The sequence below is a fragment of the Pseudomonas sp. NPDC087697 genome (assembly GCF_044743155.1).
Taxonomy (GTDB): domain Bacteria; phylum Pseudomonadota; class Gammaproteobacteria; order Pseudomonadales; family Pseudomonadaceae; genus Aquipseudomonas.
Genome location: NZ_JBIUVW010000001.1, coordinates 179248 through 198451, shown reverse-complemented (window position 1 = coordinate 198451; position 19204 = coordinate 179248). Strand labels below are relative to the sequence as shown.

At 61.8% G+C, this 19204-nt stretch carries 15 protein-coding genes, 1 tRNA gene and 1 riboswitch; of the genes, 15 read left to right on the top strand and 1 reads right to left on the bottom strand.

Features of this window, described 5'->3' with window-relative positions:
* Nucleotides 1-37 precede the first annotated feature (37 nt).
* From sufB to ACIPIN_RS00800, 15 genes are all read left to right on the top strand, one after another.
* Nucleotides 38-1486 carry a Fe-S cluster assembly protein SufB gene (sufB, locus tag ACIPIN_RS00870; protein ID WP_401113989.1) on the top strand — a complete coding sequence of 483 codons (1449 nt, stop codon included), beginning with the start codon at nt 38-40 and terminating at the stop codon, nt 1484-1486.
* 16 nt (nt 1487-1502) lie between these two features.
* The gene (gene sufC / locus ACIPIN_RS00865) at nt 1503-2267 is read left to right on the top strand and encodes a Fe-S cluster assembly ATPase SufC (RefSeq protein WP_401113986.1); all 765 of its coding nucleotides are present in this window, start codon (nt 1503-1505) and stop codon (nt 2265-2267) included.
* Nucleotides 2264-3574 carry a Fe-S cluster assembly protein SufD gene (gene sufD / locus ACIPIN_RS00860; protein WP_401113983.1) on the top strand — a complete coding sequence of 437 codons (1311 nt, stop codon included), beginning with the start codon at nt 2264-2266 and terminating at the stop codon, nt 3572-3574. Before sufC ends, sufD begins: the two co-directional genes overlap by 4 nt.
* Nucleotides 3571-4845, top strand: coding sequence for a SufS family cysteine desulfurase (locus tag ACIPIN_RS00855; RefSeq protein WP_401113980.1), 1275 nt, complete (start codon nt 3571-3573; stop codon nt 4843-4845). The genes sufD and ACIPIN_RS00855 overlap by 4 nt, the downstream gene beginning before the upstream one ends.
* Nucleotides 4842-5303, top strand: a complete 462-nt coding sequence (gene sufU / locus ACIPIN_RS00850; RefSeq protein WP_401113977.1) for a Fe-S cluster assembly sulfur transfer protein SufU — start codon at nt 4842-4844, stop codon at nt 5301-5303. The genes ACIPIN_RS00855 and sufU overlap by 4 nt, the downstream gene beginning before the upstream one ends.
* Nucleotides 5304-5309: 6 nt before the next feature.
* The gene (gene sufT / locus ACIPIN_RS00845) at nt 5310-6158 is read left to right on the top strand and encodes a putative Fe-S cluster assembly protein SufT (protein ID WP_401113975.1); all 849 of its coding nucleotides are present in this window, start codon (nt 5310-5312) and stop codon (nt 6156-6158) included.
* Nucleotides 6159-6182: 24 nt separating this feature from the next.
* Nucleotides 6183-8171, top strand: coding sequence for a thioredoxin domain-containing protein (locus tag ACIPIN_RS00840; protein ID WP_401113972.1), 1989 nt, complete (start codon nt 6183-6185; stop codon nt 8169-8171).
* Between the two features lie 43 nt (nt 8172-8214).
* A complete protein-coding gene (locus ACIPIN_RS00835; RefSeq protein WP_401113971.1) occupies nt 8215-8580 on the top strand; it encodes a carboxymuconolactone decarboxylase family protein in 366 nt (121 codons plus the stop codon).
* Nucleotides 8581-8751: 171 nt separating this feature from the next.
* Nucleotides 8752-11817, top strand: coding sequence for a formate dehydrogenase-N subunit alpha (fdnG, locus tag ACIPIN_RS00830; RefSeq protein ID WP_401113968.1), 3066 nt, complete (start codon nt 8752-8754; stop codon nt 11815-11817).
* Nucleotides 11817-12767, top strand: coding sequence for a formate dehydrogenase subunit beta (fdxH, locus tag ACIPIN_RS00825; RefSeq protein ID WP_401113965.1), 951 nt, complete (start codon nt 11817-11819; stop codon nt 12765-12767). The genes fdnG and fdxH overlap by 1 nt, the downstream gene beginning before the upstream one ends.
* A complete protein-coding gene (locus ACIPIN_RS00820; protein WP_401113962.1) occupies nt 12764-13417 on the top strand; it encodes a formate dehydrogenase subunit gamma in 654 nt (217 codons plus the stop codon). The genes fdxH and ACIPIN_RS00820 overlap by 4 nt, the downstream gene beginning before the upstream one ends.
* A 4-nt stretch (nt 13418-13421) precedes the next feature.
* Nucleotides 13422-14348: a formate dehydrogenase accessory protein FdhE gene (gene fdhE, locus ACIPIN_RS00815; RefSeq protein WP_401113960.1), complete on the top strand. Its 927-nt coding sequence runs from the start codon at nt 13422-13424 to the stop codon at nt 14346-14348.
* Between the two features lie 85 nt (nt 14349-14433).
* Nucleotides 14434-15864 carry an L-seryl-tRNA(Sec) selenium transferase gene (gene selA / locus ACIPIN_RS00810; protein WP_401113957.1) on the top strand — a complete coding sequence of 477 codons (1431 nt, stop codon included), beginning with the start codon at nt 14434-14436 and terminating at the stop codon, nt 15862-15864.
* A complete protein-coding gene (gene selB, locus ACIPIN_RS00805) occupies nt 15861-17780 on the top strand; it encodes a selenocysteine-specific translation elongation factor (protein ID WP_401113954.1) in 1920 nt (639 codons plus the stop codon). Before selA ends, selB begins: the two co-directional genes overlap by 4 nt.
* Nucleotides 17781-17786: 6 nt before the next feature.
* Nucleotides 17787-17882: transfer RNA gene (locus ACIPIN_RS00800), tRNA-Sec, on the top strand.
* A gap of 22 nt (nt 17883-17904) precedes the next feature.
* Here the strand turns inward: ACIPIN_RS00800 and ACIPIN_RS00795 are convergent.
* A complete protein-coding gene (locus ACIPIN_RS00795) occupies nt 17905-18855 on the bottom strand; it encodes a magnesium transporter (protein WP_401113952.1) in 951 nt (316 codons plus the stop codon).
* Nucleotides 18856-19000: 145 nt separating this feature from the next.
* A riboswitch (M-box (ykoK) riboswitch) is annotated at nt 19001-19175 on the bottom strand.
* Nucleotides 19176-19204: the final 29 nt, after the last annotated feature.

The window sequence follows — 19204 nt, the reverse complement described above, 5'->3', positions numbered from 1 at the left end:
GATCAAATCGTCCTGCCAACAGCAGGAGGCATCAGCGATGAGCACTGACAATGCCAGGATCCGCGAACTCAGCAACCGGGCCTACAAGTACGGCTTTGTCTCTGATTTTGAGAGCGATGCGGCCCCGCGCGGGCTCAACGAAGACCTCATTCGCCTGATCTCGACGAAGAAGAACGAACCACAGTGGCTGCTCGACTGGCGCCTGAAGGCGTATCGCCACTGGCTGACGATGCGCGAGCCCACCTGGCAGAACGTCCACTTTGAGCCCATCGACTACCAGGACATCATCTATTACTCGGCGCCCAAGCCGAAAACGCCGGGGCCCAATAGCCTTGACGAGGTCGATCCCGAGTTGCGCGAGATGTTTGGCAAGCTCGGCATCTCGCTCGCCGAGCAGGAGCGCCTGACCGGCATTGCGGTGGATGCCGTGGTCGATTCGGTCTCGGTGGCGACCACCTTCAAGCACAAACTCGCCGAGGTCGGCGTGATCTTCTGCTCCTTCTCCGAAGCCGTGCAAAACCATCCGGAGCTGGTGCGCAAATACCTGGGCTCAGTTGTGCCCTACAGCGACAACTTCTTCGCCACACTGAACTCGGCGGTGTTTTCCGATGGTTCTTTCTGCTACGTGCCCAAGGGCGTGCGCTGCCCAATGGAGTTGTCGACCTACTTCCGCATCAACGCCGCAGACACCGGCCAGTTCGAACGCACGTTGATCGTCGCCGAAGAGGGCGCCTACGTGAGCTACCTCGAGGGCTGCACCGCACCGATGCGCGACAATAACCAGCTGCACGCGGCGGTGGTCGAATTGGTCGCGCTGGATAACGCCCAGATCAAGTACGCCACGGTGCAGAACTGGTACCCGGGCGATGCCCAAGGACGCGGCGGTATCTTTAATTTCGTCACCAAACGCGGCAAATGCGCAGGTGCGCATTCGAAGATTTCCTGGACTCAGGTTGAAACCGGCTCCGCGATCACCTGGAAGTATCCGGGGGTGATTCTCCAGGGCGACTATTCGGTCGGCGAGTTCTACTCGGTCGCCCTGACGGCCAATCACCAGCAGGCGGACACTGGCACCAAGATGATCCACATCGGCCGGCACACGCGCAGCACCATTCTTTCCAAGGGGATTTCCGCCGGCCATGGGCAAAACACCTACCGCGGCCTGGTGAAAATCCAGAAAGCCGCGACCGGTGCCCGCAACCATACGCAGTGCGACTCCTTGCTGCTGGGCAGCCAGTGCGGCGCGCACACGTTTCCCTATATCGACGTGAAGAACCCCAGCGCCCAGGTCGAGCATGAGGCCTCCACCTCGAAAATCAGCGACGAGCAACTCTTCTACTGCCGGCAGCGCGGCATCAGCGCGGAGGACGCGGTGCCGATGATCGTCAACGGCTTCTGCCGCGAGGTGCTCAAGGAACTGCCGATGGAGTTCGCGGTAGAAGCCCAGAAACTGCTGGGTGTGAGCCTGGAGGGCTGCGTGGGCTGAGGCCCGGGGTGGGAGCATGCTCGAAATCAATGATCTGCACGCCAGTGTCGAAGGCCGTGAAATTCTGCGGGGTATCACGCTGCGGGTTGAAGCGGGCGAGGTGCACGCGATCATGGGGCCGAACGGCTCCGGCAAAAGCACGCTGGCCCAGGTGCTCGCGGGCCTTGAGACCTACGAGGTCAGTGGCGAGGTGCTCTATGACGGCCAGGACCTGCTCGCCATGCCGCCGGAAGCGCGTGCGGTTGCCGGTATCTTTCTCGCGTTCCAGTACCCGGTTGAGATTCCCGGCGTCGGCAACCTGTATTTCCTGCGCACGGCGCTCAATGCCGTGCGCAAGCAGCGCGGGCTCGAAGAGCTCGATGCGCTGGATTTCCTCGAGCTCACCAAGGAGCGCATGGCGCTGGTCGAGATGGACCAGAGCTTCATGAACCGCTCGGTCAACGTGGACTTCTCGGGTGGCGAGAAGAAGCGCAACGAGATTTTCCAGATGGCGATTCTCGAACCCAGGCTGGCGATCCTCGACGAGACCGACTCGGGCCTCGACATAGACGCGCTGCGGATAGTCGCGGCCGGCGTCAATGCGCTGCGGAGCAAGGATCGCGCACTGCTGGTGATCACCCACTATCAACGACTGCTCGACTATATCGTCCCGGATCGTGTGCATGTCATGGCCAACGGCCGGATCGTGCAGTCCGGCGGCAAGGAGCTGGCTGTCGAGCTGGAAAAGCGCGGCTATGCGAGCTATGAACAGGCCACGCCAGTACCCGGAGCCGGGTCATGAACACCGCGGCGAGCGTAGCCTTCCTCGCCCGGCTCAAGCCCGAGGTCGACGCCCGGCATCCTGCCTGGTTGCAAGCATTGCGCGATGCAGCGTTCCAGTGGGTAGCCGAACAAGGCTTTCCCACGGCCAAGGACGAGTCCTGGAAATACACACGACTCGCGCCCTTCCTCGAGACCGCTTTCCAGCCGGCCGAGAGCCGGTACCCGTCCGCTGCCAGCGTGGAGCGGCTGGTCGGCGACTATGGCGGCCCGCGACTGGTTTTCGTCAATGGCTTTTTCGACGCCGAGATCTCGGTACTTGAGTGGCTACCTCCAGGCACACAAGTCACCCATTTCGCGCCGCTGCTGCGTGCCGACCGCGGGTCGCTCGAATCCGTGTTTGCGCAGGCGTTCCGCTCGCAGCCGCAGGCCTTTACGGCGCTCAATGCGGCACTCGCCGAGGACGGGGCGCTGGTGCGGATACCTGCCCACACGACGGTTGAAGCACCGATCCACCTGGTGTTCTTCTCGGACCCGGGCGCCACGCCGCGGGTATCGCATCCGCACACGATGGTGCAGGTGGGCGAAGGAAGCCGAGCGATCCTGGTGGAAAGCCACGTCGGTAGTGGAGGCGAGGTTTACCTCAGTAATGCTGTCAGTGAGGTGGTGCTCGACGCGGACGCTGTACTCGAACATTACACGGTGCAGAACGAGAGTACGGCGGCGTTCCATGTCGCACTGCTCAGCGTGCGCCAGGCTCAGGGCAGTCACTTTGCTGCGCACTCGTTTGCACTGGGCGCGGCACTGGCACGACAGGAAGTGCGGATCATGCTTGAGGGCCCCGGTGCGCAGGTGGCTCTGAATGGTCTGTATCTACCGCGCGGCCAGCAGCACCTGGACAACCAGACGACCATCGAGCACCTGGCTCCGCGCTGCACCAGCCGCGAACTCTATAAGGGTGTGATCGATGATCATGGACATGGGATCTTTGACGGGCGAATCATCGTGCGCCCACATGCAATGAAGACCGATGCCAGCCAGACCAACAAGAATCTTTTGATGTCGACGTCGGCCCAGGTCAACACCCAGCCTCGGCTGGAGATATTCGCCGACGACGTCAAATGCGCTCACGGTGCCGCCGTTGGCCAACTGGATGAGCAGGCTATTTTCTACCTGCGCTCACGAGGGATTTCGCTGGCGGCGGCGCGGTCTTTGCTGACCTTTGCGTTCGTCAGCGAGATGCTCGAGCTCATCCAGCTGGCGCCGCTGCGCGAGCATGTCGAAGGACTGGTTGCCGCGCAATTGCGGGGGCGGGAGGTATCAGCATGAGTGACCTCGAAAACAGCCTTCAAGGACTATCGAAACCGCTCGACCTTGCGCCAGGCTACGACGTCGAGCGCGTGCGCAAGGCGTTCCCGATCCTCGCGGAGACGATCTACGGCAAGCCGCTGATTTACCTCGACAGTGCCGCAACCAGCCAGAAGCCGCAGGCGGTCATCGATGCCATGTCGCACTTCTTCTTGAAGGAGAACGCCAACGTGCACCGTGGCGTGCACTATCTTTCGGTGCGCGCCACCGAGGAGTATGAGAAAGCTCGGGCCAAGGTCCAGGGCTTCCTCAATGCCGAGCATGTCGAGGAGGTCGTCTTCGTTCGCGGCACGACCGAAGCGGTCAATCTCGTGGCGCAAACCTATGGCAAGACTCAGGTTCATGCCGGCGATGAGGTACTGATCACTGCCATGGAGCACCACTCCAATATCGTGCCTTGGCAGATGCTCTGCGAACAGACTGGCGCCCGACTGCGGGTGGCGCCCATCGACGACGCTGGCGAACTCCAGCTCGATGAACTGGAACGGCTGATCGGACCCAGGACCCGGCTGGTGGCCGTCACCCATGTCTCAAATGTGCTGGGCACCATCAACCCGATCCGGCGCATAGTCGAACTTGCCCACGCCCAAGGCGTACGCGTGCTGGTCGACGGCGCCCAGGCAGCTCCCCACCTTAAAGTCGACGTGCGAGCACTGGGTTGTGACTTTTATGCGCTGTCGGGCCACAAGATGTACGGCCCCACCGGCATCGGCGTGCTCTACGGCCGCCACGAGCTGCTCGAAAGCATGCCGCCTTACCAGGGCGGCGGCGACATGATCCTCTCGGTCAGCTTCGAGAAGACCGTCTACAACAAGCCACCGTACAAGTTTGAAGCGGGGACACCGAACATGGCCGGCGCGATAGGCCTCGGCGCGGCGATCGACTTTCTCGGTGAGCTGGGGCCAGAGGCCGTTGCTGCCCACGAGCAGGCCGTGCAGGCCTATGCAACGAAGGCGCTGGCGGCGGTGCCCGGCCTCAGGCTGATCGGTACGGCAGCGGAGAAGGTCGGCGTCCTCTCGTTCGTCCTCGACGGCATCCACCCGCACGATATCGGTACCATCCTCGACCGCGAAGGGGTCGCGATTCGCACTGGGCACCACTGCGCACAGCCCTTGATGAACCGCTTCGGTGTGGCCGCTACCGCTCGCGCCTCGCTCGGCTGCTACAGCACCGAGCGCGATATCGACGCGCTGGTGGCCGGTCTGGCCAAGGTGCAGGAGGTGTTCCGATGAGCGGCGATGAACTGCGCGACCTCTATCAGGACGTGGTCATCGATCACGGCAAGCGGCCGCGCAATTTCCGTCAGATCGAGGATGCTACCTGTACGGCGGAAGGCTTCAATCCGCTGTGCGGCGATCAGCTCAAGATTTACGTCAAGCTTGCAGACGGCGTGATTGAGGACATCAGCTTTCAGGGGGCCGGCTGCGCAATCTCCCAGGCCTCGGCATCCTTGATGACTTTGGCAGTGAAGGGGAAAAAGCCAGAGGAGGCGAAGGCACTTTTTGCCCGGGTGCATACGCTGCTCACCGAAGGGCCAAACGCCCGGATGACGCCGGCAGAGCTCGGCAAACTCGCGGTGCTTTCGGGGGTATGGGAGTTCCCGGTGCGGGTCAAGTGCGCCACCCTGGCCTGGCACACGCTGCGGAGCGCCCTCGAAGGCGGCGGCGCCTCGCAAGTCACGACGGAGTAATCAGCCATGGCAACCCCATTACTAATCCCCGGCATTCATCTCAGCGACCCGGCGCGAAAAGTCTTGCTCGATGCTCTGGCGGGTGGGCACGTGCGCGGGGTGCGGCTCAGGATCGACGAGCACTTCGCGCATGAGTTTTTCTTCGAGCGCGCTGCCGAAGGTGATATCACGGTCGAAGCAGATGGCATCAAGCTGTTGCTCGACCCCGCGAGTGCAGGGCGAGCCGATGGCGTATCGATCGATTTCGAGTATGACCTGCATGGCGCCGGCTTCCACTTCGATAACCCGAATAAGCCGGGCTATCTGCAACCGGTCGAGCTCACGCGGGACTGCGTGGTGACGCTGATTCCCGGAGGGGAGCGGCTTCAGTTGGGACGCGGCGAGCGTGTGGTGGTGACCCAGGCGCTCGGTGGCAGCTTCACGGTTCAAATCTCCAGGGGCCGGCTGGCGCGGATCGCCTCCGGTGACGCCGATGCGTTGGGTCAGGATGCTCATCAGCAAGGGCAGCCCCAGGCGGGCGGCCAACCGGCGATCAGCGGTGCCTTCGACATCCAGCAGGTGCTCGACATGTTGCGCACCGTCTACGATCCGGAGATTCCGGTCAATGTGGTCGATCTCGGGTTGATCTACCAATGTGAAACCCGGTTACTCGCCGACGGCGGCCAGCGAGTCGAGATCAAGATGTCCATGACCGCGCCCGGTTGCGGAATGGGCGACGTGTTGAAGGAGGAGGCGCGCGCCAAAGTCGAGACTATCCCTGGGGTCAGTGAGGTCGAGGTCGAGATCGTTTGGGATCCGCCTTGGGATCAAAGCCGCATGTCCGAGGCGGCGCGCTTGCAGTTGGGGCTGTTCTGAGGAACCCGGTGTGAGGAGCCAATCGTGAGCAATCGACTCGCCAAAGAAACTTCGCCCTATCTGCGGCAGCACGCAGAGAATCCCGTGGATTGGTATCCCTGGGGCGAGGAGGCGTTCCGCCGCGCGTTCGACGAGGACAAGCCCATCCACCTGTCGCTGGGTTATGCCGCCTGCCACTGGTGTCACGTGATGGCTCATGAGTCGTTCGAGAACCCGCAGATCGCGCGCCTGATGAATGAGCGTTTCATCAACATCAAAGTCGACCGCCAGGAACGGCCTGACCTCGACGACATCTATCAAACAGTCGTACAGATGATGGGGCAGGGGGGTGGTTGGCCGCTGACGGTGTTCCTGACTCCGCAGCGCGAGCCGTTCTTCGGCGGCACCTACTTCCCGCCACAGGAGGGTTATGGCAAGCCAGGTTTCACTCAACTCCTGCTCGGTTTGAGCGACGCCTGGCAGAACAACCGCGCGGCGCTACAGATGAACGTCGAACAGTTCCTTCAGGGGTATCGCAAGCTGGAGGCGTCAATGCTGGAAGGCGATACTCCGCTGGAGCAAGACCAGCCGGCCGCCGCAGCCCGGTTGTTTGCCAGAAACACCGACCCTGTGCATGGCGGCCTGGGCAACGCACCGAAGTTTCCCAACCCAGGCTGCCATGATCTCGTCCTGCGCCTCTATCAGCGCCTGCATGAGCCGGATCTGCTGCGTTCTGTGGAGCTGACCCTCGATCGCATAGCCGCCGGTGGGCTCTACGATCACCTGGGCGGCGGGTTTGCTCGTTACTGCGTGGATGAGCGCTGGGCCATACCTCATTTCGAAAAGATGCTCTACGACAATGGCCAGCTCGTGAAGCTCTATGCCGACGCCTATCGCGAGACCGGTAAATCTGCCTGGAGGCGGGTGTTCGAGGAGACGATCGACTACATCTTGCGTGACATGACCCACCCTGAAGGCGGTTTTTACGCCAGTGAGGATGCTGACAGCGAGGGTGAGGAAGGCAAGTTCTATGTGTGGACACCCGCTCAGGTGCAGGCCGTGCTCGGCGACCCGGACGCCGCGCTGGCTTGTCGGGCCTACGGCGTCACCGCCGCCGGCAACTTCGAGCATGGCAGCACCGTGCTGCACCGCGCAGTCGTACTGGACGCGAGGCAGGAAGTACAACTGGCGGGTCTGCGCGACAGGTTATTGCTGGCGCGAACCCAACGTATTCGTCCGGGGCGCGACGAGAACATCCTCACCAGCTGGAACGCGCTAATGATCCAGGGGCTCTGCGCCGCCTATCAGGCGACCGGAACCCGAGCCCACCTGGACGCCGCGAGGCGCGCCGCCGACTTCATTCTGGACCGACTCTTGACTCCCGAAGGCGGCCTGTACCGGGCTTGGCGGGAGGGCACGGCCAAGGTTCCAGGCTTCCTTGATGACTACGCCGTCCTTGCCAACGCCTTGATCGATCTCTACGAGTGCGACTTCGATCAACGCTATTTCGAACGCGCCACGCAGTTGGTCGAGCGGATCCTCGATAAGTTCTGGGATGACGGACTCTACTTCACGCCCAGCGATGGCGAGACGCTGGTGCACAGGCCTCGGGCGCCGCACGACAGTGCCTGGCCATCGGGAACCTCGGCCTGCGTGTTCGCTTTCTTGCGACTCTTTGAACTGACCGGCCGCGAGCTTTACCGCGAGCGTGCCGAGCAGGTATTTACGATGTACCGTGCCGCAGCCGCCCAGAATCCCTTCGGTTTCGCCCATCTACTGGCGGCACAGGATTGGGTACAGCGTGGTCCGATCAGCATCGTCATTGCCGGTGAACGCTCCGCCGCCAATGCCTTGGTGGCGAGCCTGCAGCGCCGCTACTTGCCGGCACGCGTCCTGGCCTTTGCCGAGGATGTGCCCATCGGCGTGGACCGGCATCCGCTCGCGGGGCAAACCAGCGCCTATGTCTGCCGAAACCACACATGCGAAGCCCCAGTCACCAGCGCCGAGCAGCTTGTAGAGCGCTGCTTGAAGTGAAAGGCCAGAACTGAATCGAACCGTCAACGCGAGGAGATGAAAGATGGACAGCAAGAGCGATCACAACCCGTACACGTACCAACGCCTCAAACATCTATACCCTGATTACTTCAGTGCCATGGAGGCCTTGGGTACAGCGGTGCATCATGCCGGTCCGCTGGACGAGAAAACCATTCAGCTGATTCAGCTCAGTGCAGCGTCGGCCATTCGCTCGGAGGGCGCAGTGCACAGTCATACCCGACGAGCTCTGGCGGCGGGCGCCACGACAGAGGAGATCCATCACACACTGATCGCACTGACCAGCACCATCGGTTTCCCAACGGTCATTGCGGCTATGAGCTGGGTGGACGATGTGCTCGGGAAAGGCGGCAATGCCGTTCCGGACTCCGAAGTCCCGGATTATCGCTGACAGCGCACAGGTGTCCTGGGACTCTGAGTACACCGCCGACGATCGGGTTTCGTTACATCCCGTGCAATCTTGACTAAAGTTTCAAGTGTCGGCGGCCGTATTGCAGCCACCGTGATCGTCCAAGATTTCCCGGCTAAATACCGGGTAACTCCACCTGATCAGGAGTGCACGATGGACCTCAACCGTCGTCAGTTCTTCAAGGTCGCCGCTATCGGCCTTGGAGGCTCCAGCCTGGCCGCGCTGGGCATGGCACCAGCGCCAGCCTTCGCCGAACAAGTCCGCCACTTCAAGCTGGCCCATACCCATGAAACCCGCAATACCTGCCCCTACTGTTCGGTGGGTTGCGGCTTGATCATGTATAGCCAGGGCGATGCGGCCAAGAACGTCACCCAGAGCATCATCCACATCGAAGGTGACGCCGACCACCCGGTCAATCGCGGCACGCTCTGCCCCAAAGGCGCAGGCCTGCTGGACTTCGTCCATAGCCCCAGCCGACTGCAATATCCGCAGGTGCGCAAGCCGGGCAGCAAGGAGTGGACGCGGGTGTCCTGGGATGAAGCGCTGGATCGCATCGCCGACCTGATGAAGGTCGATCGCGACGCCAACTTCATCGAGAAGAACGCCCAGGGCCAGACGGTCAACCGCTGGCTTTCGGTGGGCTTTCTCGCCGCCTCGGCGTCCTCCAACGAGGCCGGGTACATGACCCACAAGGTCGTTCGCAGTCTGGGCATGCTGGGGTTCGATAACCAGGCACGTGTCTGACATGGCCCGACGGTGGCAAGTCTTGCCCCAACGTATGGCCGTGGTGCGATGACCAACCACTGGACCGATATCGCCAACGCGAATCTGGTCCTGGTCATGGGCGGTAATGCCGCCGAAGCCCACCCCTGTGGCTTTAAATGGGTGACCGAAGCCAAAGCGCACAATCACGCGCGACTGATCGTGATCGACCCGCGCTTCACCCGTACCGCTTCGGTGGCCGACTATTACGCACCGATTCGCACCGGCACCGACATCGCCTTCATGGGCGGTCTGATCAACTATTTGCTCACTGAAAACAAAATCCAGCACGAATATGTGCATGCCTATACGGACGTGTCGTTCATCGTCAAGGAGGGCTTCGGCTTCGAGGACGGGCTGTTTACCGGCTACGATGCGGCCAAGCGCACCTACACCGACAAGTCCAGCTGGGGCTATGAAATCGGCGAGGACGGTTTCGCCAAAGTCGATCCGTCCCTGCTACACCCGCGTTGCGTCTACCAGTTGATGAAGCAGCACTACAGCCGCTACACCCTGGAGCTGACCAGCCAGATCTGCGGCATGCCGCAAGACGCCATGAAGACGATCTGGGAAGAGATCGCCACCTGCTCGCAACCGGGCAAGACCATGACGATCCTCTATGCCCTGGGCTGGACCCAGCACTCGACCGGCTCACAGATGATTCGCAGTGCGGCCATGGTGCAACTGCTGCTGGGCAACGTCGGCATGCCGGGCGGGGGCGTCAATGCCCTGCGCGGGCACTCCAACATCCAGGGCCTGACCGACCTTGGGCTGCTGTCGAACCTGCTGCCCGGCTACCTGACCCTGCCGGGCGATGCCGAGCAGGACTACGACACCTACATCGCCAAGCGAGCGCTCAAACCGTTACGGCCCGGGCAATTGTCCTACTGGCAGAACTACGGCAAGTTCCACGTCAGCCTGATGAAGGCCTGGTACGGCGCCAACGCCACCGCCGACAACCACTGGGGCTACGACTGGCTGCCCAAGCTCGACATCCCCGGCTACGACATATTGAAAGTGTTCGACATGATGTCCAAGGGGCAGGTCAACGGCTACGTCTGCCAGGGCTTCAATCCCATCGCCGCCTTGCCTGACAAGAACCGTGTGATGGCCGCGTTGGCCAAACTCAAATGGCTGGTGGTGATGGACCCGCTAGCCACCGAGACCTCGGAGTTCTGGCGTAATGTCGGGCCTTACAATGATGTCGAAACGGCCAGCATCCAGACCGAAGTCATCCGCCTGCCCACCACCTGTTTCGCCGAAGAGGACGGTTCACTGGTCAATAGCGGCCGCTGGCTGCAATGGCACTGGAAGGGCGCCAACGGCCCGGGGCAATCGCGCACCGACATAAAGATCATGAGCGATCTGTTCATCCGTTTGCGTCAGCGCTACCAGGCTGACGGCGGTGCCTTCGCCGAACCGATTCTCAAGCTCAGCTGGCCCTACAAGGTGCCCGACGATCCTACGCCGGAAGAGCTTGCCAAGGAGTTCAACGGCTACGCGATTGCCGACGTTACCGATGCCACGGGTACGACGCTCAAGGCCGGACAACAGTTGTCCGGTTTCGCCCAGCTCAAGGATGACGGCAGCACGGCGTCCGGCTGCTGGATCTTCTGCGGCAGCTGGACCGAGCAGGGCAACCAGATGGCTCGCCGCGACAATAGCGACCCTTTCGGGATGAAGCAGAACCTGGGATGGGCCTGGGCCTGGCCGATGAACCGGCGCATTCTCTACAACCGCGCCTCGTCCGACCCGAAGGGGCAACCCTGGGATCCGAAAAAGCGCCTGGTGTGGTGGAACGGCAAGACCTGGGGCGGCACCGATGTGCCCGACTACAAGGCCGACGTGCCGCCGGAAGCAGGCATGAACCCTTTCATCATGAACCCCGAAGGGGTGGCGCGTTTCTTCGCCCTCGACAAGATGAACGAAGGACCATTCCCGGAGCATTACGAACCGTTCGAAACGCCTATCGGCATCAACCCGCTGCATCCCACCAACAAAAAGGCGACCAGCAACCCGGCCGGGCGCATCTTCGATTCGGTCTGGGAGAGCCTCGGGACGGCCAAGGACTTCCCCTATGCCGCCACCAGCTACCGGCTGACCGAGCACTTCCACTTCTGGACCAAGCATTGCCCCATCAATGCCGTCACCCAGCCCGAGCAGTTCGTCGAGATTGGTGAAGCCCTGGCCAAGGAGAAGGGCATTGCTGCCGGCGATCGGGTGCGGGTCAGCTCCAAGCGTGGGCATATCGAGGCGGTGGCGGTGGTGACCAAGCGGATCCGTCCGCTGCAGGTCAACAACCAGACCGTGCACCAGATTGGCATCCCGTTGCACTGGGGCTTCACCGGGGCAACCCGGCATGGCTACCTGACAAACACCTTGGTGCCGTTTCTCGGTGACGGCAATACACAGACCCCGGAATCCAAGTCATTCCTGGTCAACGTGGAGAAAATCTGATGGCCAACCAAGACATCATTGCCCGTTCGGCCACCACCACCTTGCCACCCTCGGTACGTCAACAGGAGGAAGTCGCCAAGCTGATCGATACTACCAAGTGCATCGGTTGCAAGGCGTGCCAGGTGGCCTGTTCGGAATGGAATGAATTGCGCGACGAGGTGGGTCACAACCACGGCACCTACGACAACCCTCAGGACCTCAGCGCCGAGACCTGGACCCTGATGCGTTTCACCGAGCACGAAACCGACGCCGGCAACCTGGAATGGCTGATCCGCAAGGATGGCTGCATGCACTGCGCCGAACCTGGCTGCCTCGCAGCGTGCCCAAGTCCCGGTGCGATCATCAAACACGCCAACGGCATTGTCGACTTCGACCAGGACCATTGCATCGGCTGCGGTTATTGCATCACCGGCTGCCCCTTCAACATTCCGCGCATTTCGCAGAAGGACCACAAGGCCTACAAGTGCACGCTGTGCTCGGACCGGGTGGCGGTAGGGCTGGAGCCGGCTTGCGTCAAGACCTGCCCGACCGGAGCCATCGTGTTTGGCAGCAAGGAGGACATGAAAGAGCATGCCGCCGAACGTATCGTTGACCTCAAGTCACGGGGCTTCGAGAACGCCGGTCTGTACGATCCCGCCGGAGTCGGCGGCACCCACGTGATGTACGTGCTGCACCACGCCGACCAGCCATCGTTGTACGCCGGTTTGCCGAATCAGCCGGTGATCAGTCCATTGGTAGGACTGTGGAAAGGCGTGAGCAAACCCCTGGCGTTGTTGGCCATGGGGGCAGCGGTGCTGGCGGGATTCTTCCACTACGTGCGCATCGGCCCGCAGCGCGTCGAGGAAGACGAACACCCTCCCGGCAAGGACTCCAGCGTGCACGAAGTCGACCCGGCCGTGCATGTCTATGACCCGAACACGCCTGGATCGCAGGAGGGAAAACGACCATGAAAGACAAAACGATTCAGCGCTATAACGCCAACGAGCGCACCAACCACTGGCTGGTGGCGATTCTATTCTTCATGGCGGCCCTGTCGGGTCTGGCACTGTTCCACCCGTCGCTGTTCTGGCTCAGCCAGCTATTCGGCGGCGGGCCCTGGACGCGCATCCTGCACCCTTTCATGGGCGTGCTGATGTTCGTGTTTTTCATGGGGCTGGTCATCAGCTTCTGGCGGGCCAATTTTTTTATCGCCAACGACCGCCTGTGGCTCAAGCGGATCGATCGGGTGATGCGCAACGAGGAGGAGGGCGTACCGCCAATCGGCAAATACAACCCCGGGCAGAAGCTGCTGTTCTGGACCCTGCTGGCCTGCATGCTGGTACTGCTGCTGAGCGGGGTGGTGATCTGGCGGGCTTATTTCAGCCAATACTTCGGTATCACTTCGATTCGCCTGGCGATGCTGTTGCATGCCCTGGCGGCGTTCGTGCTGGTGCTGAGTATCATCGTGCACATCTATGCGGGCATCTGGATCAAGGGCTCGGTCAGCGCGATGCTGCATGGCTGGGTCAGCCGCGCTTGGGCGAAGAAACACCATGCTCTCTGGTACCGCGAGGTGACGCGCGACGAGACACCCGACCGCCCGATAAGCAAAAAAGGATGATGCCTTGAGCACGATACTCGAGCCCGGCCAGATCGAAGCATCGGCGAGCACACCGCCGTTCCTGCGCCTGCCGCCGCACAACCTGTTCAGCTTGCGTGCCGCACGACTGGAACAGTTGGCCAGCGGGCATCCACTGGCCGACTACCTGCGTCTGGTCGCCGGTCTGTGCCACGTCCAGCAGAGCCTGTTGGACGAGCCGCCACTGACTCCAGCCCCAGCCCCCGAACGCCTGTTGTTGTGCCAGGAACATGGTTTGCCACCGCTGGCCGCCGACAGTCTGGTGCGCGAAGACGGCTGGCTACCGTACCTGGAAGTCTTGCTGCGGCGTTACCAGGCACCGCCGCGATCTGCAGTGAAAAATGCCGTGGCAACCTTGCACAACGCCAGCGTCGGGCAGCGCAAAGTCTGGGCGATTGCCTTGCTCAGCGGCCAGTACGCGGGACTGCCGGCGGCACTGGTGCCGTTTCTCGGCGCGGCCTTGCAGGCGGCATGGAGCCACTGGTTGCTCAGCATGCCGGCTTGCGAACTGAAGCCTTGCGCCAGCCTTGGCCAATGCCCGGCCTGCGGTTCGCCGGCCATGGCCGGGGTGATTCACCAGCGGGGCAAGTACAACGGGCTGCGTTATCTGGTGTGTTCGCTGTGTGCCTGCGAATGGCATGTGGTGCGGGTCAAATGCGTCTACTGCGAGCAGAGCAAGGGGCTCAATTACGTCAGTTTCGAGGATGATCGCCATACCGCCAATCAGGCGCCGTTGCGGGCTGAAATCTGCCCCGGCTGCAACAGCTATCTGAAACTGCTCTACCTGGAAAATGACGCTGAAGCTGAAGCTCTCTCGGCGGATCTGGCGAGCTTGACGCTGGACATGCGCCTGGATCTGGAAGGCTACCAACGCCTGGCGCCGAACCTGATGCTGACGCCTGGGGGAGATTGATCGCAGCGGCTACACTCAGGTTTCCCGGAGCAGGAAACTGTTTAATTCCGCTCCCGCGACGGTCAACCGTTTCAGGGAGCCCTTGATGCCCGCAAGACTCGCCACCGTCCCCACGCGCTTGCCCTCAATCGATAGCCTGCTACGCAGCCCCGCTTGCCAGCCGCTGGCCGAACGTTATGGCCGCGATGCCTTGCTCACCACCCTGCGACAGTTGCTCGATGACCTGCGCGAACCGGTTCAACTAGGCCAGCTTGACGCCATTGAACTCACGGCTCATGTATTGGCGGGGAGGGCAGGCGAGCGCCTGGCAATCCAACACCGCAGTCGGGTCCGACGGGTGTTCAACCTCACCGGCACGGTGCTGCATACCAACCTCGGTCGGGCGCTGTTGCCCGAGGAAGCGATCGAAGCAGTGCAACAGGCTGCCCGCTATCCGCTCAATCTGGAATTCGATCTGGAAAGTGGCAAGCGCGGTGATCGCGATGATCTGATCGAAGGCCTGATACGCGAGCTGACTGGTGCCGAGGCGGTAACGGTAGTCAACAACAATGCTGCTGCCGTGTTGCTCGCGCTCAACAGTCTGGGAGCGCGCAAAGAGGGCATCATCTCCCGTGGCGAATTGATCGAAATCGGCGGTGCATTCCGCATTCCCGACATCATGGCTCGGGCCGGCGTCAAGCTGCACGAAGTCGGCACCACCAACCGCACCCATGCCCGAGACTACGAAGCCGCCATCGGCCCGCGCAGTGGCTTGTTGATGCGCGTACACACCAGCAATTACAGCATTCAGGGCTTTACGGCCCAGGTACCGACCGCCGAACTGGCGCAACTGGCTCACCGACACGGACTGCCATTGCTTGAAGATTTGGGCAGCGGCAGTCTGCTGGACCTGACCCGCTGGGGCCTGCCCGCCGAACCTACAGTGCGTCAGGCGCTGGCCGACGGGGCCGATATCGTCACCTTCAGCGGTGACAAGTTACTCGGTGGTCCTCAGGCGGGATTGATTGTCGGTCGCAAGGACCTGATCGCCCGGATCAAAAAGAACCCGCTCAAGCGCGCCTTGCGAGTGGACAAACTGACCCTGGCCGCCCTCGAAGCCGTGCTGGGGCTGTATCGCGACCCCGACCGATTGGCCGAGCGTCTGCCCAGTCTACGCCTGCTCACCCGCCCGCAAGCCGAGATCCTTGCTCAGGCCGAGCGCCTGCGTCCGTTGTTGGCGCGCGTACTGGGCGATGGCTGGGGGGTAGCCGCGCTGCCGGCACTGGGCATGATTGGCAGCGGCAGCCAACCGATTGCACGCTTGCCAAGCGCCGCTCTGAGCCTGCGTCCACACGTGTCTAAACGCTTGCGCGGACGGCAGCTGCATGCTCTGGAGGCAGCTTTGCGAGCCTTGCCCATTCCGGTGATCGGTCGTATCGACGACGATGCCCTGTGGCTGGACCTGCGCCAACTGGACGACGAGGCGGCCTGGCTCGCTCAACTGGACCTGCTGCAAGGGGTGGGGGAGGCAAGGTGATCGTCGGCACCGCCGGACACATCGACCACGGAAAAACAGCGTTGCTCGAAGCCCTGACGGGGCAGGCCGGTGACCGGCGCCGGGAAGAACGCGAGCGCGGCATCACCATCGACCTGGGGTTTCTTTATGCACCGTTGGAACCCGGTGCGGCCCTGACCGGTTTTATCGACGTGCCCGGTCACGAGCGTTTCATTCACAATATGCTCGCTGGCGCTCAAGGCATTGATCTGGTGTTGCTGGTGGTGGCTGCCGATGACGGGGTCATGCCCCAGACCCGCGAGCATTTGGCAATCGTCGAGCTACTGGGCATCCCCCATTTGCTGGTCGTGATCAGCAAATGTGACCGGGTCGAGCCCGCCCGAGTGCAGTCGGTACAAGCCCAGGTCGCCGCGTTGCTGGCGCCAGGGTCCTATAACGGCGCGCCGCAGTTCACTGTGTCGAGCCTGACCGGGGAGGGCATTGAGGCGTTGCGCCAGGCATTGCTGGCCGCCCAGCGTGAGGTCCGACAGCGCAGCGCCTGCGGAGGATTCCGTTTGGCAATCGACCGCGCCTTCAGCGTAGCCGGAGCCGGTATTGTGGTCACCGGCACAGCGTTGGCCGGGCAGGTCAAGGTGGGCGATACACTCCTGTTGGGCCGGACAGGCAAGCCTGTGCGAGTGCGGAGTTTGCATGCGCAGAACCACGTCGTTGTCGAGGCCTGGGCCGGGCAGCGGGTGGCGTTGAACCTGAGTGCCGAGCGCCTGGCCCTGGAACAAATCCACCGTGGTGACTGGTTATTGGCCGAGTGGCTGTTCGCGCCTACGCAGCGCCTGGACATCGAGATGCAGTTGCTGGCCAGCGAACCACGCGCCTTCGAACATTTCAGCCCGGTGCACGTGCATCTGGGCACTCAGGACGTCACCGCCCGGGTCGCATTACTGGAGGGCACACGCCTGGAACCGGGTGAGCGGATGTTCGCGCAACTGTTGCTGAACACGCCGTTGCAGGCGGTGCATGGCGACCATCTGGTTTTGCGCGACCAGAGCGCGCGGCGCACCCTCGGCGGCGGGCGGGTGCTCGACCCGTTTGCACCGGCCCGCCAGCGCCGCAGTCCGACCAGACTGATGCAGTTGCAAACCCTGGCCGCAAGCGAAAGTCTGGAGCAAATACTGCCAGTACTGCTTGCCAATAGTGACAGCGGGCTCGACCCATTGCGTCTGGAGCGTCAGTTCAATCGACTGCGCAGCACCTGGCAATTACCGGCAGATGTCCGTGTCATTGCTACGCGCCAAGGTCCGTTATTGTTCAACACTGTACGTTGGGAGGCGCTGAAAGCTTCATTGCTGGAGCACCTGGCTCGCTTTCATCAGCTTGAACCGGACGAGCTGGGGCCAGACCGAGATCGCTTGCGCAGGTTCGCAGCCACACCGCTGGACCGACCGACATTCATCAGCCTGCTCGACGAACTGCTGTCCAGCGGCGCCATTGCCACCAGTGGACCGTGGCTGCATTTACCCGAACACCAGGTGCGACTGAGCGAAGAAGACGAGGTCCTGTGGCAACGCTTGCAGCCACTGTTCGAACAGGCAGGCTTCGATCCACCCTGGGTCCGCAACCTGGCCAGCACCGTTGGATATGACGAAGCTGCCGTGCGCTTGCTGCTGCGCAAGATGGCCAGATTAGGGCGTGTTCACCAGGTCGTTCGTGACCTGTTTTACGTGGACGCTACGGTGCGCCAGTTGGCGACTATGCTGATGCAACTGGTGACCGACAACCCGGTGATTCAGGCGGCGGTGTTTCGCGACAAGGTAGGGATCGGTCGCAAACGCAGCATCCAGATTCTCGAGTTCTTCGACCGGATCGGCTTGACCCGACGGCTTGGCGACCAGCGCCGCATTCGTGCGGACAACGCTCTGGCACAGCACCCCGAGGACTGACTTCAAGGAAGGCAATCGCGCCCGGTGGCGCGGCCGGGCTTCAAACCCGGTTGGGGGCGGCAGCCGTTCCCGGGCAGGTTCGACTCCCGCTGCCTTCCGCCATTTAACAGAGGGTGGTTTCGGCTTAAACCGGCAGGTCAGTCATCACCAGTTTGGCAATGTTGAAATAGATGACCAGGCCGGTACCGTCGATAAAGGTGGCGATGAAGGGGGCCGAGACCACTGCCGGATCAATGCGCATCTTTCTTAACAGCATCGGGATGATGGACGAAACGACTGCGCTCCAGATGGTGATGGCGACCAGTGTCAGGCAGACCACCATGGCGATTTCCGATCCCACTCCCAGCATCCATGCCCGAATCCAGGCCACGATACCGATGGCCAGCGCGATCATGAAGGAGGTGGTCACTTCCTTGCGCAGCACCGTGCCGACATTTCTCAGGCTGACTTCGCCCAAGGCCATGGCTCGCACCAGGGTGGAGGTGATCTGCGTACCGCTGTTGCCGCCGGTGCCGATCAGCAACGGAATGAAGAAGGCCAGGGCGATAGCGGCTTCGAGCTGCTCTTCGAATACTTGCAAAATGGTGCTGGTGTAGGCTTCAGCGAGGAACAGCAGCAACAGCCACGGCAAGCGCTTTTTCCACAAACTCCACGGGCTGGTGCTGAGATAGGGCGTTTCCAGCGGCAGGCTGGCGCCTTGGCGTTGGGCGTCGTCGGTGCCTTCGTCTTGAATCAGCGCCGCGATTTCTTTCTCATACAACACACCCAGCAGCCGGCCTTCGCTGACGACAGGAACGATGTCCACGCCTTTCTCGATCAGCTCCGGCACGATGTCGCGCCGCAGTTGATTCGGCGAAACCGAAAAGCGGATAGGCATCATCAGTTCGCGGACGCAAAGGTCCGTGCTTTTCTCGGTGAGCAGTTTCTTGACCGACAGCTGGCCATGCAAAGCGCTGCGCGGGTCGGTGACAAAGATGTGAGCCGGGATATCATCGTCCGGCAGTTGCTTGAGCAGATGCTCCCTGGCCTGACTGACCGTCATGCTGCCGGTCACGGTGATGAGGAGAGGGCTCATATAAGACACCACCGTGTCTTTCAGGCGGATGTCTTTGAGGGTAGGAGGGGTAGCGCTTGTAATTGACATTTGAGGTAGTCCCCGTAGCTGTTTTGACCACAAACAGTTCTCACATAGGGGCGTAAACCAGAGAAGAGAGTGCAGAAAGCGATCTCCACGTCTAAGTTTCGGCACTGTACAACGTATCCGGGCCAATCCGGCCGGAAGTCACTTGGGCTAAACCTTAATCCGATAGAGCCTGTCTTAACCTTGGGCGTCTCTCGACGTCGTCAGATCAGTGACCTGTGTTTGTATAGGAGCCTCGCCGAACGAGATACTGCAACATTAAATAAACCAGGGCGGGGCCGAT

Coding starts and splice junctions, on each gene's coding strand:
- sufB (WP_401113989.1), top strand. CDS start 38: ATGAGCACTGACAATGCCAGGATCCGCGAACTCAGCAACCGGGCCTAC.
- sufC (WP_401113986.1), top strand. CDS start 1,503: ATGCTCGAAATCAATGATCTGCACGCCAGTGTCGAAGGCCGTGAAATT.
- sufD (WP_401113983.1), top strand. CDS start 2,264: ATGAACACCGCGGCGAGCGTAGCCTTCCTCGCCCGGCTCAAGCCCGAG.
- ACIPIN_RS00855 (WP_401113980.1), top strand. CDS start 3,571: ATGAGTGACCTCGAAAACAGCCTTCAAGGACTATCGAAACCGCTCGAC.
- sufU (WP_401113977.1), top strand. CDS start 4,842: ATGAGCGGCGATGAACTGCGCGACCTCTATCAGGACGTGGTCATCGAT.
- sufT (WP_401113975.1), top strand. CDS start 5,310: ATGGCAACCCCATTACTAATCCCCGGCATTCATCTCAGCGACCCGGCG.
- ACIPIN_RS00835 (WP_401113971.1), top strand. CDS start 8,215: ATGGACAGCAAGAGCGATCACAACCCGTACACGTACCAACGCCTCAAA.
- fdxH (WP_401113965.1), top strand. CDS start 11,817: ATGGCCAACCAAGACATCATTGCCCGTTCGGCCACCACCACCTTGCCA.
- ACIPIN_RS00820 (WP_401113962.1), top strand. CDS start 12,764: ATGAAAGACAAAACGATTCAGCGCTATAACGCCAACGAGCGCACCAAC.
- selA (WP_401113957.1), top strand. CDS start 14,434: ATGCCCGCAAGACTCGCCACCGTCCCCACGCGCTTGCCCTCAATCGAT.
- ACIPIN_RS00795 (WP_401113952.1), bottom strand. CDS start 18,855: ATGAGCCCTCTCCTCATCACCGTGACCGGCAGCATGACGGTCAGTCAG.